Source organism: Capnocytophaga catalasegens, from assembly GCF_026005215.1.
GTDB lineage: Bacteria > Bacteroidota > Bacteroidia > Flavobacteriales > Flavobacteriaceae > Capnocytophaga > Capnocytophaga catalasegens.
In genome coordinates this window covers 72,205-96,275 of record NZ_BPMA01000018.1, presented here as the reverse complement: position 1 = coordinate 96,275, position 24,071 = coordinate 72,205, and the positions used below count along the sequence as shown (strand labels likewise).

Annotated in this window: 23 protein-coding genes; 7 read left to right on the top strand and 16 right to left on the bottom strand. The window is 32.3% G+C overall.

Features of this window, described 5'->3' with window-relative positions; genetic code table 11:
- Complete coding sequence (locus OO775_RS06200; protein ID WP_264846184.1) at nt 1–777, top strand: zinc ribbon domain-containing protein; 777 nt, start codon at nt 1–3, stop codon at nt 775–777.
- A 37-nt stretch (nt 778–814) separates the two neighbouring features.
- Here OO775_RS06200 and nth read toward each other — a convergent pair whose 3' ends face one another.
- Nucleotides 815–1,459, bottom strand: coding sequence for an endonuclease III (gene nth, locus OO775_RS06195; protein ID WP_264846183.1), 645 nt, complete (start codon nt 1,457–1,459; stop codon nt 815–817).
- Nucleotides 1,460–1,514: 55 nt separating this feature from the next.
- Between nth and bcp the strand changes: the two genes are divergently transcribed.
- From bcp to prfB, 4 genes are all read left to right on the top strand, one after another.
- On the top strand, nt 1,515–1,967 hold the full coding sequence (gene bcp, locus OO775_RS06190; protein WP_264846182.1) for a thioredoxin-dependent thiol peroxidase: 453 nt from the start codon (nt 1,515–1,517) through the stop codon (nt 1,965–1,967).
- Between the two features lie 65 nt (nt 1,968–2,032).
- Nucleotides 2,033–2,554, top strand: coding sequence for an inorganic diphosphatase (locus OO775_RS06185; RefSeq protein WP_264846180.1), 522 nt, complete (start codon nt 2,033–2,035; stop codon nt 2,552–2,554).
- A 68-nt stretch (nt 2,555–2,622) separates the two neighbouring features.
- Complete coding sequence (locus OO775_RS06180) at nt 2,623–3,081, top strand: DUF302 domain-containing protein (protein WP_264846179.1); 459 nt, start codon at nt 2,623–2,625, stop codon at nt 3,079–3,081.
- Nucleotides 3,082–3,091: 10 nt separating this feature from the next.
- Nucleotides 3,092–4,186 carry a peptide chain release factor 2 gene (gene prfB, locus OO775_RS06175; RefSeq protein WP_264846178.1) on the top strand — a complete coding sequence of 365 codons (1,095 nt, stop codon included), beginning with the start codon at nt 3,092–3,094 and terminating at the stop codon, nt 4,184–4,186.
- Nucleotides 4,187–4,279: 93 nt separating this feature from the next.
- On the opposite strand, the gene OO775_RS06170 is transcribed toward prfB, so the two are convergent.
- From OO775_RS06170 to OO775_RS06100, 15 genes are all read right to left on the bottom strand, one after another.
- Entirely contained in the window at nt 4,280–5,359 is a 1,080-nt protein-coding gene (locus OO775_RS06170; RefSeq protein WP_264846176.1) for a GDP-L-fucose synthase family protein, read from the bottom strand.
- A 505-nt stretch (nt 5,360–5,864) separates the two neighbouring features.
- A complete protein-coding gene (gene gmd, locus OO775_RS06165) occupies nt 5,865–7,022 on the bottom strand; it encodes a GDP-mannose 4,6-dehydratase (RefSeq protein ID WP_264846175.1) in 1,158 nt (385 codons plus the stop codon).
- A 20-nt stretch (nt 7,023–7,042) separates the two neighbouring features.
- A complete protein-coding gene (locus tag OO775_RS06160; protein ID WP_264846173.1) occupies nt 7,043–7,732 on the bottom strand; it encodes a hypothetical protein in 690 nt (229 codons plus the stop codon).
- 20 nt (nt 7,733–7,752) lie between these two features.
- The gene (locus tag OO775_RS06155; RefSeq protein ID WP_264846172.1) at nt 7,753–8,880 is read right to left on the bottom strand and encodes a glycosyltransferase family 4 protein; all 1,128 of its coding nucleotides are present in this window, start codon (nt 8,878–8,880) and stop codon (nt 7,753–7,755) included.
- Nucleotides 8,877–9,905: an EpsG family protein gene (locus OO775_RS06150; RefSeq protein ID WP_264846171.1), complete on the bottom strand. Its 1,029-nt coding sequence runs from the start codon at nt 9,903–9,905 to the stop codon at nt 8,877–8,879. The genes OO775_RS06155 and OO775_RS06150 overlap by 4 nt, the downstream gene beginning before the upstream one ends.
- A 104-nt stretch (nt 9,906–10,009) precedes the next feature.
- Complete coding sequence (locus OO775_RS06145) at nt 10,010–11,113, bottom strand: glycosyltransferase (RefSeq protein WP_264846170.1); 1,104 nt, start codon at nt 11,111–11,113, stop codon at nt 10,010–10,012.
- The gene (wecB, locus tag OO775_RS06140) at nt 11,113–12,231 is read right to left on the bottom strand and encodes a non-hydrolyzing UDP-N-acetylglucosamine 2-epimerase (RefSeq protein ID WP_264846169.1); all 1,119 of its coding nucleotides are present in this window, start codon (nt 12,229–12,231) and stop codon (nt 11,113–11,115) included. Before wecB ends, OO775_RS06145 begins: the two co-directional genes overlap by 1 nt.
- Nucleotides 12,228–13,208, bottom strand: coding sequence for a glycosyltransferase family 2 protein (locus tag OO775_RS06135; RefSeq protein WP_264846168.1), 981 nt, complete (start codon nt 13,206–13,208; stop codon nt 12,228–12,230). The genes wecB and OO775_RS06135 overlap by 4 nt, the downstream gene beginning before the upstream one ends.
- A gap of 26 nt (nt 13,209–13,234) precedes the next feature.
- The gene (locus OO775_RS06130; RefSeq protein WP_264846167.1) at nt 13,235–14,206 is read right to left on the bottom strand and encodes a glycosyltransferase family 10 domain-containing protein; all 972 of its coding nucleotides are present in this window, start codon (nt 14,204–14,206) and stop codon (nt 13,235–13,237) included.
- The gene (locus OO775_RS06125; RefSeq protein ID WP_264846165.1) at nt 14,181–15,464 is read right to left on the bottom strand and encodes an oligosaccharide flippase family protein; all 1,284 of its coding nucleotides are present in this window, start codon (nt 15,462–15,464) and stop codon (nt 14,181–14,183) included. The genes OO775_RS06130 and OO775_RS06125 overlap by 26 nt, the downstream gene beginning before the upstream one ends.
- Nucleotides 15,465–15,469: 5 nt before the next feature.
- Entirely contained in the window at nt 15,470–16,126 is a 657-nt protein-coding gene (locus OO775_RS06120; protein ID WP_264846164.1) for a PQLLE family protein, read from the bottom strand.
- A 195-nt stretch (nt 16,127–16,321) separates the two neighbouring features.
- A complete protein-coding gene (locus OO775_RS06115; RefSeq protein ID WP_264846162.1) occupies nt 16,322–16,909 on the bottom strand; it encodes a Uma2 family endonuclease in 588 nt (195 codons plus the stop codon).
- A gap of 29 nt (nt 16,910–16,938) precedes the next feature.
- Nucleotides 16,939–17,541: a Uma2 family endonuclease gene (locus OO775_RS06110; RefSeq protein WP_264846161.1), complete on the bottom strand. Its 603-nt coding sequence runs from the start codon at nt 17,539–17,541 to the stop codon at nt 16,939–16,941.
- A 45-nt stretch (nt 17,542–17,586) separates the two neighbouring features.
- Nucleotides 17,587–18,543, bottom strand: a complete 957-nt coding sequence (locus OO775_RS06105) for a sugar transferase (RefSeq protein ID WP_264846160.1) — start codon at nt 18,541–18,543, stop codon at nt 17,587–17,589.
- Nucleotides 18,544–18,651: 108 nt separating this feature from the next.
- Entirely contained in the window at nt 18,652–19,584 is a 933-nt protein-coding gene (locus OO775_RS06100; protein WP_264846159.1) for a peptidylprolyl isomerase, read from the bottom strand.
- A gap of 369 nt (nt 19,585–19,953) precedes the next feature.
- Here OO775_RS06100 and OO775_RS06095 point away from each other — a divergent pair, with 369 nt between their 5' ends.
- The gene (locus tag OO775_RS06095) at nt 19,954–22,206 is read left to right on the top strand and encodes a GH92 family glycosyl hydrolase (protein WP_264846158.1); all 2,253 of its coding nucleotides are present in this window, start codon (nt 19,954–19,956) and stop codon (nt 22,204–22,206) included.
- A gap of 110 nt (nt 22,207–22,316) precedes the next feature.
- Complete coding sequence (locus OO775_RS06090; RefSeq protein WP_264846157.1) at nt 22,317–23,162, top strand: transketolase; 846 nt, start codon at nt 22,317–22,319, stop codon at nt 23,160–23,162.
- The last annotated feature ends 909 nt before the right edge of the window (nt 23,163–24,071 follow it).

Here is a 24,071-nt window from a genome sequence, read left to right as displayed (position 1 = left end):
ATGTCAAAGAAAGAAGTAACCGTAGAAGAAAAATTAAGAACATTGTATAGTTTGCAACTTATTGATAGCCAAGTTGATGAATTGAGAAATGTTCGTGGAGAACTCCCGTTAGAAGTAGAAGATTTGGAAGATGAAGTAGCCGGTCTTGAAAGTCGTTTGGAAAAACTCGGTACAGAGTTAGAAACCATCAGTGAAGAAGTTTCTAAGAAAAAAAATACGATTGAAGAAGCCAAAACTTTGATAAAAAAATATAACGAACAGCAAAAAAATGTTCGTAATAATAGAGAATTTAATTCTATTACCAAAGAAATTGAATATCAGGAACTTGAAATTCAATTGGCTGAAAAACGTATCAAAGAACATAAAGCACAAACCGAATATAAAAAACAAACGATAAGCGAATTAAAAGAACGTATCGAAAATCGAAGAACACACTTGTTACATAAGAAAAATGAACTTGATTCGCTTTTGGCAGAAACCCAAAAAGAAGAAGAAGCATTACTTCAAAAAGCAGAAGAAATCTCCAAAAATATTGAACCTCGTTTGTTTGATGCTTATCGTCGTATTCGCAATAGTGTAGTGAATCGAATGGCTGTAGTTCCTGTGGAGCGTGGCGCTTCGGGAGGGTCGTTTTTTGTAATTCCTCCACAAGTACAAATGGAAATAGCTGCCCGTAAGAAGATTATAACTGACGAACACAGCGGACGAATACTCGTTGATGCGGCACTTGCCCAAGAAGAAAAAGAAAAAATGGAAGCATTTTTCCAATCCTTATAAAAAAATGAAAGACTATCTTTGGGATAGTCTTTTTGTTTTAAGAGAATTGTTTCAGAAGACTTTTGCGCCCAATCGCTTGGCTTATAATATCTTTCTGAATATCCCAACCTCGTGCGGGGGAATATTCACGTCCGTAATAGATAATTTGCAAATGTAGTTTTATCCATTTTTCAATAGGGAAAAGTCGTTTTGCATCTTTTTCCGTTTGTTCTACACTTTTTCCGTTAGAAAAATTCCATCGATACATCAATCTATGAATATGTGTATCAACTGGAAAAGCAGGCACGTCAAAAGCCTGACACATTACTACACTTGCCGTTTTGTGCCCAACAGAAGGTAAAGATTCCAGCGCTTTCATATCCGCAGGAACTTGCCCGTTGTATTTTTCAATCAGTATATGTGAAAGTTCGTAAATTCCTTTAGATTTCATAGGAGAAAGCCCCACAGGACGGATAATCTGTTGTATTTCTTCTTGTGAAAGTTTAATCATATCATACGGATTATCAGCTTGTTCAAACAAAATAGGGGTAATTTGATTTACTCTTTCATCGGTGCATTGTGCAGAAAGAAGTACTGCAATAAGTAGTGTATAAGGGTCTTTGTGCCTAAGAGCCACAGGCGGATTAGGATACAATCTTTCTAAGGTATCAATAACAAATTGTACTTTTTCTTTTTTGTTCATTTTTTGATAAATTTGCAACAAAAATAAGAAAAATAGTAATTAAATAAAAATAAAGATGACAATAGGAAGCAAAGTTGCTGATTTTCAGGCGAAAAATCAATATAGTAATCTTATAAAACTTTCAGATTACAAAGGAAAGAAATTGATAATTTTCTTTTACCCGAAGGCAAATACTCCAGGTTGTACGGCAGAGGCTTGCAGCCTAAGCGATGGGTACAATCAGTTGAAAAACAAAGGGTATGAACTCTTGGGAATAAGCACAGATTCTGTTGAGAAACAACTGAATTTTTCTGAAAAATATCAGTTTCCATTTTTCCTTTTGGCAGATGAAAATAAAGAAATTTCTAATTTGTTTGGCGTATGGGGTGAAAAAAAATTTATGGGAAAAATCTTTGATGGAATACATCGAAAAACTTTTGTTTTAGATGAAAATCAGATAGTTACACATATTATTGATAAAGTTAAAACCAAAGAACATACCGAGCAACTTTTGAATTTGCTTGGATAATTGGGAAGCAAAAACTAGATTTTGAAATATTTTTGTATCTTTGCAATCTTTTAAAAATAAATGAAATGAATAATACAAAACACAATCTTTCATTCGATGTATTGATAGAAATTCCTAAAGGAAGCCGTAATAAGTATGAATATGATTTTGAACTGCATAAAATACGTTATGATAGAATGATTTTCTCTTCGATGATGTATCCAGCGGATTATGGTTTTATCCCTGAATCATTAGCCCTTGATTCTGATCCGCTTGATGTTTTGGTATTGGTATCAGAGCCTACTTTTCCAGGGTGTGTAATGCGTGTAAAACCCATAGGAGTATTTCATATGGCTGATGAAAAAGGTCCTGATGAGAAAATTATTTGTGTACCAATTTCTGACCCTGTATGGAATAAATTGAATGATTTGAGCGATGTTAATCCGCACTTAATAAATGAGATAGAACATTTTTTTCAAGTGTATAAAGATTTGGAAAAGAAAAAAGTAGCGGTTAATAGTTGGGGCGATTTTCAGGAAGCAATCAAGATATATCACGAGTGTAAAACTCGTTATCAAAATCAGACAGAAAAAGTATTTACTATTTGATAAAATTGATATGAAATAGGATTAAAGACTGCTTGGTAGTAGTCTTTTTTAGTAAAAATATTGTAAAAATGAGAAAAATATTTATTCTTTTATTGTTTATTTTTGTGAAAAATATTTCTTTTGGACAAGAATCTAAAAATGAGCTTTGCGTTGTTCAAAGTGAATATGATTTTATAACAACTCTTGATAAATTATATAAAGTATTGGAGAGTAAGCAATTAGATATTTTTGCTGATTTCAATCATCAGAAAAATGCATATGAAGTAGCTATAGAGATGCCTCAAAGTCGGGTGGTTGTTTTTGGAAATCCAAAAGTCGGAACAAAATTAATGCTTGATAATCCACAGATAGCTCTTGATTTGCCTTTGAAAATAGCTGTTGTAGAAGATGAGAATCAAAAAGTACAACTCATTTTTAGAAATATGACTACTTTGGCAGAAAAATATAACATAAAAGACTACACTATTGTAGAAAAAATACAGAAAATGTTAGAAAGTATTGTGTCTTTGACTGCAAAATCACATTAAAATAGAAAAAATGATAACAACTGACCAGTTAAAAGAATTGCATTCGAGAGTTTCTGATTTGGAGAAATATCTGCAAATAGAAGCAAAACGCATTGAAATTGCTAATGAAGAAGAAAAAACTTTTGCTCCTGATTTTTGGGACAATGCCAAAGAAGCTCAAAATTTGATGCAAAAAATTCAATCTCAAAAAAAATGGATTTCAGATTATGAAAAGGCACAAGAACTAGTTGAAGAAACTCAAATATTGTACGAATTTCATAAAGAAGGCGATGCAACCGAACAAGAAGTAACCAAGTTATATAACAAAACTATTGCACATATTGAAAATTTGGAATTTAAAAATATGCTTTCTGATGAAGGAGATGCGATGAGTGCTGTTTTACAAATTACTGCAGGAGCAGGGGGGACAGAAAGTTGTGATTGGGCTTCAATGCTGATGCGTATGTACATAATGTGGGCAAATAGACAAGGATATTCTGTTAAGGAACTTAATTATCAAGAGGGAGATGTTGCAGGGGTAAAAACGGTAACACTCGAACTTGATGGCGAATTTGCTTTCGGCTATCTTAAAGGAGAAAATGGCGTACATCGCTTGGTGCGTATCTCACCCTTTGACAGCAATGCAAAACGACATACGTCATTCGTGTCGGTATATGTATATCCGTTAGCCGATGATACTATCGAAATTGAGATAAATCCAGCAGATATTACATTTGAAACAATGCGATCGAGTGGAGCAGGAGGGCAAAATGTTAATAAAGTAGAAACTGCCGTTCGATTAAGACACCACCCCACAGGAATTATTATTGAAAATTCTGAAACTCGTAGCCAGTTAGATAATAAAAATAAAGCCTTACAACTTTTAAAATCACAACTTTATGAAATAGAACTCAAAAAACGTCAAGCAAAACGTGATGAAATAGAAGCAGGGAAAATGAAAATAGAATGGGGAAGCCAAATACGAAATTACGTGATGCACCCCTATAAATTAGTCAAAGATGTACGTACTTCTTATGAAACTAGTGATGTTGATGGTGTGATGAATGGAGAGTTAGACGAATTCCTTAAAGCCTACCTAATGCTTATGGGGCAAAAAGAAGATTAAGTAATTTTAAAGTTGTTGATTTAATATTTTTAATATTTCTAACATTTCATAGGTAGAGAGGTAATTGTATTTTTAAGCAACAATATTGAAAATTTATATCTTTTTAAGATAAAATTTATACATTAACTTAATTCCTTCGCTAAGTTCAATGTGATGTTTCCAACCTAATTGATATAGTTTTGAAGTGTCAGTAAGTTTTTTCATTGTGCCATCTGGTTTGGAGCTATCGAATGATATTTCACCAGAAAAATCTATTTCTTTTTGTATGATTTTGGCCAAATCGTGAATACTAATATCTTGACCAGTACCAATGTTGATATGCGTATTTCTGATTTCATTATTGAGTGTTTTGTTAAAAGTATCTTTGAAATCGATATGCTTCATAATGAAGATACAAGCTTCTGCCATATCTTCGCTCCAAAGGAATTCACGCATTGGCATTCCTGTGCCCCAAAGCACTACTTTATCGCTGAAAATACCGTACTTGGCGAGGATAGTTCTTATTTTGTTTTTGGAATTTTCTCCAGTAATTCTTTCCACAGCTTGACGATTTAAGTCTTGACGTATCATCTTCCAATTGTTCTGTTCCAAGCACTTAGCCAAGTGAATTTTCCGAATCATAGCAGGTAGTACGTGTGATTTTTCCAAATCAAAATTGTCATTCGGACCATACAAATTAGTTGGCATTACCGAAATAAAGTTTGTACCGTATTGCAAATTGTAGCTTTCACACATTTTGATACCAGCAATTTTTGCAATGGCATAAGGCTCATTTGTGTATTCCAAAGGTGAGGTAAGTAAGCTATTTTCGGGCATTGGTTGTGGGGCTTCTCTAGGGTAAATGCAAGTACTACCAAGAAAAAGTAGTTTTTTTACTCCGTTTTTGTATGATTGATGAATTACATTGTTCTGTATCATCAAGTTTTCGTAGATGAAGTCAGCACGGTAGGTATTGTTAGCTATAATTCCTCCAACTTTTGCTGCAGCTAGAAAAACATACTCAGGTTTTTCTTTTTCAAAGAAATTGCAGACAGCTAGTGAATCTGTTAAATCTAATTCATCACTGGTTTTTCCGATAAGGTTTGTAAAACCTTGTTGCTTGAGAGTTTTCCAGATAGCAGAGCCAACCAATCCGCGGTGTCCTGCGATATATATTTTTGCGTCTTTGTTCATTTTATGATATTTTTTATTTCCTTAATAGTTTTCTATATATAAGTTACAATTCAAAAGATTTATTTTTTACCGAAATATGATGTTTTATTTTCTTATTTTCTTTTGAAATTTTTGAAATTCAGTATTTCTTTTTGAATATGAGCCTTTGGCAACAGAGAAAGCATATCTTTTTTCCCATTGCTGAGAAAGATATTATACTCCACAGCATAGGATATGCATGACCTGACATAGTATTTGTTATGCTGAGAGAAGTCAAAGTATTGTAGATTATTACGGTATATTTAAATAATATAATAAGATAGTATTTATTTAATAAATAGCTGTTGGAATATTTATTTTTCGTTAATGAAAAGGTTTTTAAATACTTGTATAGCGAATTTTTAACAAAAAATGTATAAAAATTATTTACGACAGCTATTTTCTGTCAGGAATTCGTACCTGCGATAATGAATTCCTAGTAAAACTTATGCGTAAATAGTAATTTTTTGAAAAAATGAAGCTATTTCTACTCAAAATAGTTCATAATTTGAAAGCCCCCTTCTTTGAGATAAGCATCTCGTTTGAACAATTTTATATCGCTTTGCATCATATCTTCCACTAAGCCTTTAAGGTCGTATTTTGGTTCCCAACCTAAAATAGTTTTGGATTTGGTAGGGTTTCCTATGAGTAAATCTACTTCGGTAGGGCGGAAATACTTCGGATCAACCAAAACAACAGCTACATTTTGCTGTATCTTCTCTTGAATTTTTGGAAGATATTTCTCACCGACCTTTTCCGAGAAAATACTCTTATCCATGGCGGTGATATGCCCTGTTTCATTTACGCCTTCACCTTTGAATTCAATCGTTAAGCCGATATTTTTCCCTGCCAAAATGATGAAATCGCGGATAGCTGTGGTAATGCCCGTAGCGATAACATAATCGCTGGGTTTCTCTTGTTGCAAGATAAGATACATCGCACGGATATAGTCTTTGGCGTGCCCCCAATCGCGTTGAGAGCTGAGATTTCCCATAAAAACCTTATCTTGCATACCCAGAGCAATACGGCTCAACGCTCGTGTGATTTTTCGAGTAACGAAAGTCTCCCCACGAATGGGCGACTCGTGATTGAACAAAATTCCGTTAGACGCGTGCATATTATATGCTTCGCGGTAATTTACGGTTATCCAAAAGGCGTACATTTTTGCTACGGCGTAGGGCGAACGCGGATAAAAAGGTGTTTTCTCGCTCTGTGGCACTTCTTGTACTAATCCGTAAAGTTCGGAGGTAGATGCTTGATAAATGCGAGTTTTTTGAGTCAATCCTAACAATCGTACGGCTTCCAAGATGCGAAGTGTCCCGAGTCCATCGGCATTTCCCACATATTCAGGTGTTTGAAAACTGACGTGTACGTGACTCATCGCCGCCAAATTGTAGATTTCATCAGGCTGTACCTCCTGAATAATTTTAGTGATGTTCATACTATCAGTAAGGTCGCCGTAGTGGAGAATGAGGTTTCGGTTTTCCACGTGAGGGTCTTGATAGATGTGGTCAATTCTATCTGTATTAAAAAGGGAAGAACGGCGCTTCATTCCGTGTACTTCATATCCTTTTTTCAGCAAATATTCTGCAAGGTATGCCCCATCTTGCCCTGTAATTCCTGTTATAAGTGCTTTTTTTGACATATTTATTTTAATTTATTTTATTATTTTTTAATGTTACAAAGATAATCTTTATTCTGTTTTTGTAATAAATATTCACAAAGAAATTGTATTTTTTTGTAACTATTATTATCCATAGTTTTGTTTTTTTGGTAGTATTTATATAATATTTTTATGAAAAATAAAAATATCGTTATCACTATGATAATTTCTTTCCAGATAGAATTTTCATTAAATTCTTTTTGAGAAGAAAGTATTAATATAGTATTTACAAGTAAAATCAATTCAATAGTAAAAACACTCTCTGATGACTGTATATTTTTATAATAGTTTAAAGAAAATGATATTTTTTCCGAAGAAATTCGTTCGTTTAATACCTTTTTATTGGCCATTCTACACCATTTTTTCAATAAAATAGGATTATTCCAATCTGTATTCCAAAGAGTTTTCATAGAGAATGAATATCCTTCGATATTATCTTGTAAATGTTTTTGTGTTTTATAATTTTGCCAAATTCTTATAGTTGCATAATAGAAATATACTGAAATTATTCCCACAAAAAAGTATAAAAAGTTATTTAAATATAAAATAAAAAAAATATACATAAAAAATATAGTAATTATTACTGGTAAAAAAAGACAATATTTTAAGATTTTATTTTCTTTTTCACAAAACTCTTTCCCTGTTAGAAGTACTTTTTGTGAATATTTACTAATAGTTAAAAAATCATTCATAATTTATTTAAAATTTTTAATTACCCTTTTAAAATTTTTACTAATTTTTCATTGACTTTATTTCCATCGTATTTTTCAACGGCTATTTGATGACTTTTTTCTCCCATAGTAACCAATAAATCTGGATTTTCGATAAGTACACACATTTTTTCAGCTAACGCCTTTGGATTCCATTTTGGGACTAAAAAACCATTAACTCCATCAATGACAGCTTCACGAGAACCTGGTATATCCGTTGCTATGATAGCTCTCCCCACTGCCATTGCTTCTTGAATACTTCTGGGACTTCCCTCTCTATAAGAAGAAGAAGAAGAAGAAGAAGAAGAAGAAATTACTTCGGCTACATTTTGTACCTCTCCGAGATATTTAACGATGTTTTTTTGAGTGAATTTTTCTAAATCAAGACGGGATATACCACCAGGGTTTTCTTCGTCTAAACCACCAATTATTTTAAATTCTACTTCGGGGTGTTTTTGTTTAACAATTTCAGCTGCTTTTAGGAACTCCCAAATACCTTTTTCTTTGAGTAACCTACCTATCCATAAGAAAGAAATCGGATTAAGTGGGACTGGTGTTTTAGGAAAATCATTCAAATCCAAACCTATTCCTCCTAAAACTTCAATCTTTTTAGTATGAATCTTATATTTTTGAATAAGGTCTTTTGGGTCATCGTTGTTTAAAAAGATAATCACATCGGCCTTAGGAAGAGCTATTTTGTAAAGAAAAATTTGGATTTTTTGAATAATTTTTTGTTTTAACGACATTCCTTCGGGTTGGTCTGTAAAGGCATATCCCAATCCTTCAATCATTGCAATAATACGAGGGACTTTGGCTCGATATGCAGCAATACTTCCGTAGATAACAGGTTTCACAAAATTGGAGAGTACAATATCGGGCTGGATTTCACCAAATATTTTTTCTAAATTTCTGATTGTTTTTATATCTGCAAAAGGATTTAACCCTGCGCGACTTAGCTTATAGTCAATAGGAATAGCTCCCCAATCTTCGATTATTTTTTTAGTTGTTTGTGTATAATCAGTTGATAAACAATACACTTTATATTTTCTTTCTATTAGAAAATGAATTAAGTGTTTGCGAAAGTTCAAAAGTGAACTAGTGGTATTAGAAACTAAGGCTATTTTTTTCATAAAAACAAATAATTTTTGTAAGACATCCAACAACACTTGGCATAGAATGAAAGATTAAACCATGTAATCATAAAAATTAAGTAAAAAACACCTATCCCCAAAATGAAAAGAGTGCGTTGTTTTTTTACTATCTTTTGCATAAAAATAGGGTATATCATAAGTTGAATAACCGAAAAATAAAGCGCAATTCTGTCTGCTAAGGTTGATAAAACAAAACCCAACAAAAACAAACAAATCGAACCAATTGATAGAAATTTAAGAACTCTGTAATGATTAGGCGCATGCTCTTGAAAGAATATTCTGTACTTAAAAAACAATAAAGCAGGAATAATATTTAGCAAATGTCTAAAAAAACCACCCGAAGAAGAAACAACATCTTCTGAACCATATATAACCATTTTGGATAATACATATTGGTTTAACATAATAAATCCTATAAAAAAAACTATTGTAATTAGTAGGATAGTTCTGTAATTAATCTTTTGACGAAAAAATACAGCTACCAACATTACAATTGCAGTTAGGTGAAATGTAGAAGCAAGTAATATAGCCAAAATAGAAAGTTTTTTCTTATTATTGATCAGTAATTCTATTGCTATAAAAATTAGCCCTAAGGCAGCAGATTGACGTGTATATCCCATTCCTACTACAAAAATAATATAAGGTATTGCAACTAACAATGAAAAAAAAGAATCAAATTGCTTTATACTTACAACATATATACCACATATTAAGAATAAGGCACATACTGTATTAACAACGTAAATACCAGTTTCGTTTTCAGCAACTATATAGTTTAACATTCCATAAGAAGGGTCTGTATAAAGTAAAGCTATACCAAAATTATTGAATGATTGTATTTGTTCTTTCATTATTAAATAGGCTTCCCAATCACCTCCTATCTGATGTCTTAGCCCTACGAAAAAGACTAAAAAAACGCAAAATATAGTTAATAAAAATAGATTCTTTACTCTAAATAATGCTACGAGCAAAACTATACAAAAAAGTAAAATATAAATGTACATTTTTTTGAGTATAATTTTCTGAATTAAATAATTTTTTGTTTTATTCCAAAAACAAGGAAGATATTATGAAATTATAGATGAAATACTGATATCACGTACTTCTCTTATTTATGTTCTATTAGGTTGATATATCTTTTGGATAGCTCTTCTTGATAATTAGAATATTGATCATTCCATCTTTTTTTTGCATTTTCTGTAAAAGATTGCCATTGAGAAAAATCAAAATCATCAATGATTCTTTCTATATCTTCTTTTGTCTCTCCTATTGCATAACCTGTATTGTATTTTAACACCTTATCACCTGGAGGAGTTCCTTCAGTTGTTAATAAAGTTTTACCTAAAAACAAATGTTCATAATATTTGTTAGGAGAAGCAAATAAGTGATTTTTAATTGTTTTGTAATACATTCCTACTATAATATGACTACTATTCATTATCTCTAAAGCTCTTTGTTGAGAAACACCTCCATAGAATAGTATATTATCATATTTTTCAGCCATTTTTTCAACAAACTCTTTCAATTCTCCATCTCCTGCAATTAGTAACTTTGTACCAGTAGCGTTTTCTGAAACTACATCTAATAGATTTTCCAATCCTCTATTTTTAGCTTCCAAAATACCTACATAGCTAAGTATTATCGTTTTGTCAAATGTTATATTGTGTTTTTGAAAATTAGATACAATAGGTACATTTTCAAATATAATAGGTTTTATATTATCCTCTAAATTCAATTGTTTTATTCTACAAATATCAGGAAGTATCAAGACAGAAGCCCTTTTGCAACAGAAATATTCAATCACATCAATGATCTTAGATATGAATAAAGGCATTTTTCTTGCATCTGTATATTTGTCATAAATATCTAAAATGAATTTCTTTTTTAATATGAAAGATATTACATATGCAGGAATTGCAGTATCAAAATCAACAGAATGGATTGTAGTGTAATTTTTACTATTTTTCCATAACGTTCCGATTAGGAAAAAATTCCAAAGTATCAAAGAAAATATATTCTTAATTCCTCCCCCAATAGGAGTTTTACTTCTATATAAAATCTGTTTTTTATCTAGATCTACCTGAATACCGTTTCGTATCCATCCTATCACAAGATGCTCTATTTTCTCTTGCTCAAGAATGGATATATATCTTTGCAATCTTGCATCTGTTTTAGGTAATTGACTACGCAAAAAAATTACTTTTTCGGACATTATGAATGATTTTTTATAAAACTCACAATTCGCTCACATGCTTTACCATCTCCATAGGGATTGTGCAAAGCACTCATTTTGTTGTATAGCTCTTGATTATTTAGTAATAATTCGCATTCTGATACTATTTTTTCGGTGTTTGTTCCTACCAAAATCACTGTCCCCGTCTCTACTGCTTCGGGTCTTTCAGTTGTATCACGCATTACTAAAACAGGTTTACCCAAACTTGGAGCTTCTTCCTGCACGCCTCCACTATCGGTAATAATCAAATAAGAATATTTCATCAGCCATACAAATGCGGGATATGACAAAGGGTCTATAAGATGAATATTTTCTGTTTGTGAAAGTATCTGATAAACTGGTTTTTGTACATTCGGGTTTAGATGTACTGGATACACGATTTGTACATCGGGATTGTTAATAGCAATTTCTTTGAGAGCTTCACAAATCTCAAGAAAGCCAGCCCCGTGATTTTCTCTCCGATGTCCTGTAACCAAAATCAGTTTTTTGGAAGTATCCACAATCTTTTTTAGCTCTTCTATTTCCTTATCTTCAATATGTTCTACACGTTCTACGCTTTCCAGTAAAGCGTCAATCACCGTATTTCCAGTTACCAAAATACTTTCTTCTTTGATATTTTCTTTCAGAAGATTATCTTTTGAGATAGGTGTAGGTGCAAAATGAAAATCAGCAATTCGTCCGGTTACTTGCCTATTGATTTCCTCTGGGAATGGTGCATATTTGTTGTGTGTTCTTAGTCCTGCTTCGATATGACACACCTTTGCTCCCGAATAAAATCCGGCGATACTTGCAGCCATAGTCGTAGTTGTATCTCCGTGTACATATACAAAATTAGGTTTAAAATCTTCCAAAATGGGTTTTAGTCCCGTAATGATGTCGGCAGTAAGTGTATACAAATTTTGATTGGGTTTCATTAAATCCAAATCATAATCAGGCTGAATATCAAAGAATTTCAAAACTTGATCAAGCATTTCCCTATGTTGTGCTGTTACACAAACTCTGATTTCAAAAGAGTTGTCCTTTTGGAAAGCTTTCACGAGTGGAGCCATTTTGATAGCTTCAGGTCGTGTGCCAAATATTAAGAGTATTTTTTTCATAATCTTTTTCCTAAAAATTTACGTGACTCATATTCTAATTTTCCAGCTATTTTTAAGCCTAATAATTTATAAGCACACAGTCGTATTTTGTGTTTGAAACTCAAATTCAGGGGAGCTTCATTAAGTAAAAAGCTTGTTTTTCTAACTTTTTTGAAATATATAGTAAAATTTTCTTTTGATAAGCTGTGTATAATAATAATAATAATAATATACCCCCATAAGAATAGAAAAGAATTCTTGTTTTTCAAATTGGGTGAATTTTTTGCTTTTTCATAGGTTATATCTACTATGTCCATTATTGCCTTTTCAGAAGTTTTATGGGTTATAGAGCTCTCCCTATTTCTACGATAGCAATAAAAACATTTTGGATAAATCTGATAGACTTTTATATGGTCAATAATATCATAACACCAAGCTATATCTTCATGCAGTTTTCCTTTTGGAAAAAATATTTCATTTTGAACTATTATCTCTCTTTTGATGATTTTATCACAAGCCGAAGCCTTATAAGTAAGATCATCAACCAAATATTTAAAATCAGCTTGGAAGCTATATGTCAATCCTTTTTGAGGTTCTATATCGTTGTTCAATGTAATATTTGTTTCTCCGTCGATAAACTGGGTATGCCCAAATAATATTAAATCAGGCTTTTCCTTTTGAATAATTTTTGACAAATCAGACAATATATTTGTTCCTTGCCAAAAATCATCACTATCCAAAAACATCAAATAATTACCTTTTGCTTCTTTGATACCAAAATTCCGAGCATCAGAAAGACCTCCATTTTCTTTGTGAATTACTTTTATATTCGAGTATTTTTCTACATACTCATCGCAAATATTTCCCGATTCATCGGTAGAGCCATCATTAACCAAAATCACTTCGTAATCAAGAAAATCTTGGCTTAACACTGAATTTACACATTCTGGTAAATATCTTTCAACGTTATATACTGGGATAATAATAGAAAATTGCATATTTTTATATTTTAAGAGAATACATTTTATAAATTTTTTAATCTATTCTCAATTTCAGTAATCTTTTCCCAAATAAATTCTGTAGCATTCTCCTTGAAAGGAGGTTCTGCTATAAATTGGTTGTAAGCCTCTGAATCTGAGTAAAGTTTTTTAACTTCTTTAAATAACTTCTCTTCTTTACCTTCTTCATAATACAAAAATGCATTTGGATTAAATATATTTGACTCAACCCATTCTTTTTTACCCCCACCATAATATATAGGAATGCAACCACCTACAATAGCATCTAATATTTTTTCTGTGATGTATCCTTTAGCTGAAATATTTTCGGGACAAATATTGAACTTAAAATTTCTAAGATAATTCACCTTATTATCATTGTATTTTGTCTTCAATTCATCAGCATTGTTCATAAATATTCCCGCGCAAGTTACTTGCTCAATTTTATTGAGTAAATTTATCATTTTTCTGCGAGTATTATTTTTATCATGACGTGACATTTGAACACAAAATTTCGTTCGTTCTTGATTTTTTCTATACAATGGATTATTTATAGTCTCTATCCGGTTTTTAAGGTCTTCAAAAGTCATCTCAGGTTGAACAAAATAAAGTATCCAAAGAGGAAAACGGACATAATTAGGATGCTTAATATAGTCAAAGCCCATAGATAAATTTACATCATTAACACAATTATCTGCATATGTTTCTAGACTTTTAGTAATTCCTCCTTTTTGTACATATTCTCCTGTAAAAAACACTTTTTTCCCTCTAAAAAATTTCATAAACCACCGAAATCCAAAAACAGAAAAAAAAGTCATTGAGGTTTTGATATTTCTGTTTTTTATAAAACGATAAAACCATAATCTATTGGGTGAATTTTCTGTTAATATTCCTTCCCAATGATTGTAAAATTTTACATCAATGGGATTTTTCCACATTTTATATTCTTTTTTCAACCAGCGAAAAAAAACATTAAGTTGTTTTAATAATATTTTCATATAACAATTTTTTCTTTTTTATAATGTACTGTAAATAAAATATTTCTGTGAAGGCCGAAAGTACTAATGCAATGGGTAAAAGTAGTATAGAACTCGTTATCGCAAAACCAATAATCAAATAAACGACTAAACTAAAGAATGCAACTATCAAATTCCATAATATATATCTATCCATTCTTTTAGGAATTAAAACTAATGAGCTATATGCCCCTGTTTGCAAAAAAGCATAAACTGTAAAACTTAAAATAATAGCAATAGGATAGGCCTGTTGCATCTGTTGCCCTGCACTTAAAATATTAATACCTATATTTCCAAACAAAACAATAAACAAAATAGCTAAAACTCCTATTAATCGCTCTATTTTTAATATGGTTTTTATTTTTGAAAAATTTAAATCTTGTATTATTTTTGGGAAAAGTGCAGCATTAATACTTGTAAGAAAAACTCTTGGAACCATAGTTATTTTGGTTGCTAAATCGTATACAGCTAAATCCGTCATTCCAAAGCGTGCTCCAATGATTATGTTTAATGATTGATTTTTTAATATGTTCAGAAAATTAGCATAAAAAAAATATTGAGCTTCTTTAATATATCTCCACACACTTTGTATACTTACTATATATATCCGTATTTTTTCTTTTTTTAATAAATATAAAAAAGCAGTAAAGGCTCCCATTATTGTTGAACAAGACATTATAAAAGCAAAAAGAGAAATATCTTCAGGTTTTTTTACTAAAAAAAAGATAAAAGGTAATGATAAAAGCTTAAATACCAACTGAATATAAGTAACAATACGCATTTTTTGTATTCCTTGAAAATACCAAGAAGGAAAAAGGATATTTACCAAAGTAATAGAGAAACAAATCCAATATATAGAATGATAGGATTGTAACACATCAATAGTTTGTAATAAAAAAGCAAAAATTCCAATAGAGATACATTCTATGTAAAGTTTAGCAGTAAAAACTTTTGACATTACTTCTGATTTTATTCTCGTATCTGTTGAATTTTCTGCAATTTTTCGAGCTCCATGCATATCAAAACCAAATTCAATAAAACAAATGAAATAGTTTGTAATAGTTGTAGCAAAAATATACAAACCATACATCTCTTTACCCAATGTTCTTATTAAATAAGGATATATAAGTAAGGCAAAAAGTGAGTTAAGAGCTAATAAAACAGTCATAAAAAAATAATTCTCAATTATTTTTTTATTATTCCTGAAAATAGTCAAAATATTTCCAAGTCTTGCTTGCATGTTATTTACCCTTTTACTAATTTAGCTAAGCTTTCCAAGAGTTGTTTATGGTCTCTCAGGGCAATTTTGGCTACTCCATAGCAGGTACGTACCCATTCTTGCAAGTTTTTAAAGGCTATATCTTTCTTCTGTGTAGCATCTTGGCTTTCTCCTTTCTCTCGTATATAGTTCGAATACAGACGAATAACCTCCTGAACTTTCGGTTGTTGTGCCTTTACATGGTCTAAATTCAGTTGCATTGCCTCCAAGGCTTTCAGATACTCCGAATGTTGTTGCAAACGCTCATAAAAACGCTCTACTTCTGTAATCCATACCGAATATACACGTGCTTCGGGCTTATCAACTGCCAGAGCTTTCAATACTTCGTCTTTTCCTTTGAACAAAGTGCGTACCTTCTTCCGGTCAAACGAATAAATCTGTTGCAATTCCTTCCATTTGCTTGTATAATCGGCATATGCCTGCGTACTTTCAGCACTTTCTTGCTTGGTAAGTTCGTATTGTTGCTTAGCGATGTTCCAAAGCGTTTTTCCTTCTTGTATTTTTGCCTCATCATACGTGAAAGCTTTCATTTTTTCAGCAATTATAGGCTGATTTTTTAAATTATCTAACAAAATATCAATATCTTGTAAGATTTTTTCCTGTGAAAATTTAGCTTTTGTCATGATATTTAATTTATTTTTTAATTCTAAAAAGCAATAATGCGTTCCTTCGACCTGCATTTGTATTCCTTCAACCTACATCTGCACTCCTTCGAGTAACAAGTGCATTCCTTCAACCAACAAATGTACTCTTTCAAACTAAAAATACCTTGTTTTGACCTAAAAAAAGTATTTTTTGGTAGATCAATCGTATTTTTGTTAGGTAAAAATGTCTTTTGTGTTGATTTTTAGTCCCGAAAACACCTCCGAAGTAATTATATCGTCCATAACAACGGGTGGGAGAGAGGTATATTTGCCATTTTTCAGCACATAAATCAACACATTTTCATATTCAGGCTCAACAATCCAATATTCCCGAACACCTGCCTCTTGATAAAGTTCATATTTGTTTTTCATTTCTTTCTTAGAGTTCCCCGGCGAAAGTATTTCGATAATCAAATCGGGTGCACCGATACACCCATGTTCATCAAGTTTATTTGGGTCACAAATCACACAAAGGTCAGGCTGAACTACCGTGTATATTTGTTCGTCTTTTTTACTTTTTTGAGGCAAACGAACATCAAAAGGAGCAGCAAAGAGTTGACAAGTTTTTCCTTTGAAAAATGGATATAATTCTCCATTCAGATTTTTAGAAATTCGTTGATGTTTTGTATTGGGAGCGGGCGACATTTTAAAAATTTTCCCTTTGAAGAGTTCTACTCGTTCCTGAAAACGCCATAGCAGATAATCCGCATACGTATATACGCCGTTCATATCCAACTGATTGATGTCTGTAATGGTTTTCATAATTGATTTTGCAATTTGTATTTTGTTGATTATGAATGTTTTATTTCCTGTTCAAAAATATCATCTGTATGTATTTTCAAATCAAGGAAAATTTCAGAACAAGCAAAATCATCAACAACAGGTTTTAGTGAATGATATTTTCCATTATCTAACACATATATCAAAATATTTTCTTCCAAAGGATTTACCACCCAATATTCCCGAACACCTGCCTCTTGATAAAGTTCATATTTGTTTTTCATTTCTTTTTTAGAGTTCCCCGGCGAAAGTATTTCGATAATCAAATCGGGTGCACCGATACACCCACGTTCATCAAGTTTTTTTGGGTCACAAATCACACAAAGGTCAGGCTGAACTACCGTGTATATTTGTTCGTCTTTTTTACTTTTTTGAGGTAAACGAACATCAAAAGGAGCATAGTACAAATTACAACTTCCGTTGCAAAAAAAAGCATCTAATTTGCGATTTATTTTTCTTGAAATATCTTGATGTTTCCTACTCGGCGCAGGCGACATTTTAAAAATTTTCCCTTTGATAAGCTCCACTCGTTCCTGAAACTTCCATAGCAGATAATCCGCATACGTATATACGCCGTTCATATCTAACTGATTGATGTCTGTAATGGTTTTCATAAGAATTTTTTTTTTCGGACAAAGATAAAAATTTTTTTCAAAATATCAATTACTATCCATTCTGAAAACGATTTTGATAGTCTCCCATAAGACAATTATATCCAACGACCAGTGATATTTTTTGATATAAAATAAATCATATTCCAATTTTTTTAAATTGTCCTGCGGAGTAGCTTTCGGAATATGAATTTGAGCCCAACCAGAAACTCCTGGTTTTACCATATGTCTTAAATTAAAAAACGGATTGATTTTTGAGTATTGTTCTACGTATTCGGGGCGCTCAGGTCGAGGACCTACAATACTCATATCACCTATTAGAATGTTCCACAACTGAGGTAACTCATCAATCTTGGTCAAACGCAGAAATTTCCCAACAGTTGTAATACGCGTGTCATTAGTTTGTGTAAAACCTCCGTCATTTCCTTTCGTTTCCATCGTTCTTATTTTGCGAATGACAAACTTTTCACTATTCTCACCCACTCGTACTTGCGAAAAAAAGACACTTCCCTTAGAGGTTAGTTTCACCAAAATTCCCCCTATGATAATTAGTACCAAAGCAAAAGGAAAAATCATCAGCACACAGAACAAATCAAAGAGCCTTTTCAAATATTTATAACGTCTTCGCATCCGAATAGAAAAAATGGCATCTCCTAAGTATTCCCGTTCATTCAAACGTACAATCGGTATCCGTTTGTTTATTAGTTCATAGAACTCTTCGGCTTCATAAATAATAACTCCCTGAGTTCTAAGCTTTATAAGCTCGTGTATTTCGTCTTCTTTATATTCTTTTACTTTTGATGTTTCAATTACAATAATTCGGATATTCAATCGATTAACTACTTCTGTAATTGTATGCTTATTTTCAAGCGTATTGAATATAATAGGTTTATATTGCTTAGACATTTTAGAACCTTCTAAGAGTTTTTTCAAAACACCTCCTAAGTTTATAAATAAACAAGGCTCTTTACGAGTTGAAAGTATGTTATCAAATATTCGTTTCATTAGAACAAAGTATAATATTTATTCCTATAAAATTATTTTGTGGTATTAACAATTGATACGAATCAATATGTGTTAAAGATAATTTGAAAATAATAGAAGAAATAGCTTCTACCCAACCTTCACTAGTTCTACATCGAATATAAGTATAGCATTAGGAGGTATAACTCCACCTGCTCCACGACTACCATATCCCAATTCTGACGGAATAACAAAGCGAGCTTTGTCCCCTTCATTCAATAATAAAATACCTTCGTCCCAACCGGCAATAACCTGCCCAATTCCTACCACAAAATCAAGCGGTACACCTCTTCTAAGCGAAGAATCAAACACTTGTCCATCTAAGAGCATACCGGTATAATGCACTGAAACATTTTGCCCTTTTTGTGCTTTTTTTCCGCTTCCATTTTCTATTATTTTGTAGAAAAGTCCGCTTTGGGTTCTTTCAAAACCTTGTGTTATTTGAGCGAAGGTTTGTTCTGCTTTTCGTTTTTGCTCGGCTATTCGCTCTTCTTTTTCTGCATTGAATTGATTAAAATGAACCAAAGCATCCCATTCCAAGGCTTCTTTACCAATTCTAAGAATTTCTACTTTTTCAATAGTATCTCCTTGTTGTATCGAATCGACAACATCTTGACCTTCAATAACTTGACCGAAAACAGCATGCTTATTATCAAGCCACGGAGTAGGAGTGTGGGTAATAAAAAACTGACTACTATTGGTGTTAGCTCCTGCATTAGCCATCGAAAGTACTCCGGGTTTGTCGTGCTTTAAATCAGGGTGAAACTCATCATCAAACTTGTAACCAGCATCGCCTGTACCCGTACCCAAAGGACAACCTCCTTGTATCATAAAGTCAGCAATTACACGATGAAATTTCAATCCATCATAGTAAGGCTCACCTTCTTTGCGAGCTGTGTTTTTCATTGTCCCTTCTGCCAAAGCTACGAAATTTCCAACCGTTGCAGGTGTTTTGTCATAAGTAAGACGTACCAGAATTTCTCCTCTGGAAGTTATAAATTTTGCATAAATTCCGTTATCCATTTGTTATGTAAGTTTAGTTTTTATTTTTATTAGAAAATTCTTCGGTGCTCGATAGTTATAAAATTTAACAAATATCTTATAATCAACAAGCGTTTGCAAATGTATAGAAAAACAAATAAATATAAAAATCATTTTATAAAAATATTTTTTTATGTTATAATACTTTATTTCTTATTGATATATAGAATATTATGTTTTTTATGAAAAAATAATTTCCAAAGTTTATACCGAAAGAGTTAATTGCTACTATCAAAAAATATAAAAATGAGTGTATATTGTAAAAAATAAAAACAATAAAATCAATTTTTCATATTTGATTTTGATAAGAAAAATGTATTTTTGCAAGGAAATTTTTATATCAATTATTTTATGAGAAAGATACTTTTTATTTTCGGAATTGTAAGTACTCTTCTTTCGTGCAAACAAGAATTTGGCGAAACCGAAAACATGCGACTTACTCAGTATGTTAATCCTTTTATAGGCACCGATGGAACAGGTAATACGTATCCTGGTGCAACTACTCCTTTCGGAATGGTACAATTAAGTCCCGATATAGGAATTGCAGGCTGGGACAGAATATCAGGATATTTTTACCAAGATAGTATTATCTCGGGCTTTTCACATTTGCACCTTTCAGGAACAGGTGCTGGTGATTTGTATGATATCTTGATAATGCCTACCAATAGTCGTTTCAAAAAACGAATTTCAGCCAATAATTATATTCCTTATTCCATATTTAATCATCAGAATGAAATCGCTTCACCAGGGTACTATTCCGTAGATTTGCAAAGTTTTCAAATAAAAGCTGAATTAACAGCAACTCCACGTGTAGGCATACATCGATATACCTTCCCCGCCGATGAAAAAACAAAAATTAGTGTCGATTTAGGATATGCCATAAATTGGGACAAACCTACCGAAACTTGTATCAATGTAGTAGATAGTACAACTATTGAAGGATATCGACATTCTACTGGGTGGGCAAAAGACCAAAAAGTTTTTTTTGTGATAAAACTATCCAAACCTTTTGTTAGTTATCAACTTTTTGACCAAGACTCTTTGGCTTCAACTTATTATGCGCATTCCAAAGATACACGAATAGTTTTGAATTATAAAACCAATGAAAACGAACAAATTGTCTTAAAAACTGCAATATCTTCTACAAGCATTGAAGGAGCTTATCAAAATATGCAAGCCGAGGCACAAGGATTTGACTTTGATTTGTTTAAAATCAGAGCAAATGATATGTGGGAACAAGAACTTCAAAAGGTTCAGATAAAAACAATGAATGAAAACGAAAAAACAATCTTTTACACAATGTTGTATCAATCAATGATTGTTCCTAATTTACTGAGCGATGTAGATGGTTTTTACAAAGGAGCTGATGGAAGTGTCCAACGAATAGATACTTACAACCGCTATGATACCTTTTCGCTTTGGGATACTTTTCGTGCAGCACATCCATTATATACGATTTTACAACCTGAAAAAACGGCACATTTTATTGCCTCTTTCTTAGCTCATTACAAAGAAACAGGATTGCTCCCTGTTTGGTCAATGCAAGGAAATGAAACCAATATGATGATAGGGTATCATGCCATTCCTGTCATTGTTGATGCTTATTTTAAAGGAATACCAATGGATAAAGATTTGGCTTACCGAGCTTGCAAAGAAAGTGCTATGGAAGACGGAAGAGAAATCAATTTGTACAAAAACTATGGGTATATTCCCTACGAATTGGATTCTTCAGGAGAAAATTGGTCTGTATCAAAAGCTCTCGAATATGCGTACGATGATTGGTGTATTGCTATGTTTGCCAAAGATTTAGGAAAAAATGAAGACTACGAATATTTCTTGAAGCGTTCCGAAAATTGGAGATATCTTTTTGATCAAGAAACAAAATTCTTCCGTCCTAAAAATGCTAAAAATCAGTTTATAAAAAACTTCAATCCAAAAGAATATACAAAATATTTCTGTGAAAGTAATGCTTGGCAATATCGTTGGGCAGTTCCTCAAAATATTCCTGCTCTTGTCGAGGTGATGGGCGGAGAAGATGCCTTTGAAATCAAATTAGATTCAATGTTCAACTTTGCTTCAACCGTCGATGAAAAGCTACCTATTTTTAGCACCGGAATGATAGGACAATACGTTCACGGCAATGAACCAAGTCATCACGTAGCTTATCTTTATAATTATACCAAACGTCCATCGAAAACCCAAGAACGCGTTTGGGAAATATTACATACACAATACAAAAATACTCCTGACGGACATTGTGGCAATGAGGATTGTGGGCAAATGTCATCTTGGTATATTCTCAGCGCTATGGGAATCTATCCTGTCAATCCGGCTCAAGGAACATTTATGTTGGGAATACCTGCTTTCAAAGAAATTACATTACAGTTAGAAAATGGAAATACTTTTGTGGTAAAAGCGCGTAATCTATCACATAGTAATCGATATATTAAAGATTTGTATTTGAATAATCAACCTTTAGATCGTTTATACATTACATATGATGAAATAATGAAAGGAGGTAAATTAACATTCGATATGACTGACAAGCCACAAGATGAACGACTTAGTAAATACAAGACTCCCGATCCATATTTTGTCAAATAATCATATTTAAGCTATATTTTCATCTGACAACGCGGTTAAAAAAATAAAATATTTTAATTATTTCTTGAAAAAATGTATCTTTGTGCAATTAAAAATCAAAAAAATCAAAAATGTCAAATATTCAACAACTTACAGACCTTACTACGCAGGTGCGTAGAGATATTTTACGAATGGTTCACAAGGTAAATTCTGGGCATCCAGGTGGTTCGCTAGGGTGTGCGGAGTTTTTAGTATGCCTGTACAATGAGCTGATGGAAATCGAGACGAAATTTTCGATGGATGGCAAAGGAGAAGACCTTTTTTTCCTATCTAACGGGCATATTTCGCCGGTATTTTATAGTGTATTGGCTCGGCGAGGATACTTTCCAGTGGAAGAACTAAATACATTCCGATTGATAGACTCCCGATTGCAAGGCCACCCTACGCCACACGAAGGATTGGAAGGCATACGCATCGCTTCGGGGTCGCTAGGGCAAGGGCTGTCCGTCGGGATAGGGGCTGCACTTGCGAAAAAGCTCAATGGGGATACACATTTGGTATATACACTTCACGGAGACGGTGAATTGCAAGAAGGACAAGTGTGGGAAGCTGCGATGTACGCCGGCGGAAAGGCGGTCGATAATCTGATAGCGACGATTGATTATAACAAAAAGCAAATCGATGGGAGTACAGACAACGTCCTTCCGTTGGGAGACCTAAGAGCTAAGTTCGAAGCGTTCGGTTGGGTAGTTGTCGATATAGAGAAAGGGAACGACATTTCATCTATATTAAAAGGTATGAAAGAAGCCAAGTCGCTAACTGGAAAGGGTAAGCCCGTATGTGTATTACTACATACCGAAATGGGTAATGGCGTAGATTTTATGATGGGAACACACGCTTGGCACGGAAAATCCCCCAATGATGAGCAATTGGCAAAGGCTCTGGCTCAGAATCCTGAAACTCTGGGTGATTATTAGTATAAATCAAGGAGTATACTTATCCGTTAGGTAGATTGCTCCTTATTTTTTTGGTTGATATCTATTAATTTATATGTCGGAGGTTAGAATATTATATGTAAAGCTAACGAATACGCTCTATTTTATACTATTGATGTATGTAATGCTACTAATTACTATCGAAAGGCATCGGAGAAGATAAAATATTACTCACTAAATATTTATAAAAAAACGTTTGGTAATGAGTTATCTATCTGTTTTGTTTATTGTTTTTATATTTATAGCTAATTTATTTACCAATACATTGCAAGACGTAAGAAAAGAAAAAATATAAATTCCAATCCCTTTTTCAGTTCTATGTATTCTGATACTTTTTACTAAAAAAAGTAATTATGAACTACCAAAAAAATATTAGGCTATATCTTTTTTGGTTATAATTACTATATTTATAATTTAAAAACTATCTATTTTATAGTAAATTTAGATATTTAAAAATATAATTGTATTTTTTTGTATAAAAATAGTAATTAGAAAAATAAAAAGGTATTATCCGATGTTCGGAAGGAAAAAATAAAAATAGAAACACTTTATCCGGAGTCCGGACGGAGTAAATAAAAATTAAAACATATCGTCCGGAGTTCTGATTGGAGTTTTATAAATTGAAATATGTTGTCCGAGATTCGGAGCGTAGATTTATAAAATAAAACATATCGTCCGAAGTTATGATTTTAGTTTTATAAAATGAAATATATCGTCCGAAGTTCGGATAGGAGAAAATAAAATAGTATGCTATATTCCGAAATTCGGATAGAAATTTGAATTGTTAAAATGTAGTATTTGATATTCGGAAGGTAGAAATAAAAATGTATTTGTATCAATTTTGATATAATAAATAGAATTTTTATTTTTCTGTCTATCAAAATTAAATCA

What these genes read in the sequence shown, in the direction of transcription:
- OO775_RS06200 (WP_264846184.1), top strand. Translation starts at nt 1, where the DNA reads ATGTCAAAGAAAGAAGTAACCGTAGAAGAAAAATTAAGAACATTGTAT.
- nth (WP_264846183.1), bottom strand. Translation starts at nt 1,459, where the DNA reads ATGAACAAAAAAGAAAAAGTACAATTTGTTATTGATACCTTAGAAAGA.
- bcp (WP_264846182.1), top strand. Translation starts at nt 1,515, where the DNA reads ATGACAATAGGAAGCAAAGTTGCTGATTTTCAGGCGAAAAATCAATAT.
- OO775_RS06185 (WP_264846180.1), top strand. Translation starts at nt 2,033, where the DNA reads ATGAATAATACAAAACACAATCTTTCATTCGATGTATTGATAGAAATT.
- OO775_RS06180 (WP_264846179.1), top strand. Translation starts at nt 2,623, where the DNA reads ATGAGAAAAATATTTATTCTTTTATTGTTTATTTTTGTGAAAAATATT.
- prfB (WP_264846178.1), top strand. Translation starts at nt 3,092, where the DNA reads ATGATAACAACTGACCAGTTAAAAGAATTGCATTCGAGAGTTTCTGAT.
- OO775_RS06170 (WP_264846176.1), bottom strand. Translation starts at nt 5,359, where the DNA reads ATGAACAAAGACGCAAAAATATATATCGCAGGACACCGCGGATTGGTT.
- gmd (WP_264846175.1), bottom strand. Translation starts at nt 7,022, where the DNA reads ATGTCAAAAAAAGCACTTATAACAGGAATTACAGGGCAAGATGGGGCA.
- OO775_RS06160 (WP_264846173.1), bottom strand. Translation starts at nt 7,732, where the DNA reads ATGAATGATTTTTTAACTATTAGTAAATATTCACAAAAAGTACTTCTA.
- OO775_RS06155 (WP_264846172.1), bottom strand. Translation starts at nt 8,880, where the DNA reads ATGAAAAAAATAGCCTTAGTTTCTAATACCACTAGTTCACTTTTGAAC.
- OO775_RS06150 (WP_264846171.1), bottom strand. Translation starts at nt 9,905, where the DNA reads ATGTACATTTATATTTTACTTTTTTGTATAGTTTTGCTCGTAGCATTA.
- OO775_RS06145 (WP_264846170.1), bottom strand. Translation starts at nt 11,113, where the DNA reads ATGTCCGAAAAAGTAATTTTTTTGCGTAGTCAATTACCTAAAACAGAT.
- wecB (WP_264846169.1), bottom strand. Translation starts at nt 12,231, where the DNA reads ATGAAAAAAATACTCTTAATATTTGGCACACGACCTGAAGCTATCAAA.
- OO775_RS06135 (WP_264846168.1), bottom strand. Translation starts at nt 13,208, where the DNA reads ATGCAATTTTCTATTATTATCCCAGTATATAACGTTGAAAGATATTTA.
- OO775_RS06130 (WP_264846167.1), bottom strand. Translation starts at nt 14,206, where the DNA reads ATGAAAATATTATTAAAACAACTTAATGTTTTTTTTCGCTGGTTGAAA.
- OO775_RS06125 (WP_264846165.1), bottom strand. Translation starts at nt 15,464, where the DNA reads ATGCAAGCAAGACTTGGAAATATTTTGACTATTTTCAGGAATAATAAA.
- OO775_RS06120 (WP_264846164.1), bottom strand. Translation starts at nt 16,126, where the DNA reads ATGACAAAAGCTAAATTTTCACAGGAAAAAATCTTACAAGATATTGAT.
- OO775_RS06115 (WP_264846162.1), bottom strand. Translation starts at nt 16,909, where the DNA reads ATGAAAACCATTACAGACATCAATCAGTTGGATATGAACGGCGTATAT.
- OO775_RS06110 (WP_264846161.1), bottom strand. Translation starts at nt 17,541, where the DNA reads ATGAAAACCATTACAGACATCAATCAGTTAGATATGAACGGCGTATAT.
- OO775_RS06105 (WP_264846160.1), bottom strand. Translation starts at nt 18,543, where the DNA reads ATGAAACGAATATTTGATAACATACTTTCAACTCGTAAAGAGCCTTGT.
- OO775_RS06100 (WP_264846159.1), bottom strand. Translation starts at nt 19,584, where the DNA reads ATGGATAACGGAATTTATGCAAAATTTATAACTTCCAGAGGAGAAATT.
- OO775_RS06095 (WP_264846158.1), top strand. Translation starts at nt 19,954, where the DNA reads ATGAGAAAGATACTTTTTATTTTCGGAATTGTAAGTACTCTTCTTTCG.
- OO775_RS06090 (WP_264846157.1), top strand. Translation starts at nt 22,317, where the DNA reads ATGTCAAATATTCAACAACTTACAGACCTTACTACGCAGGTGCGTAGA.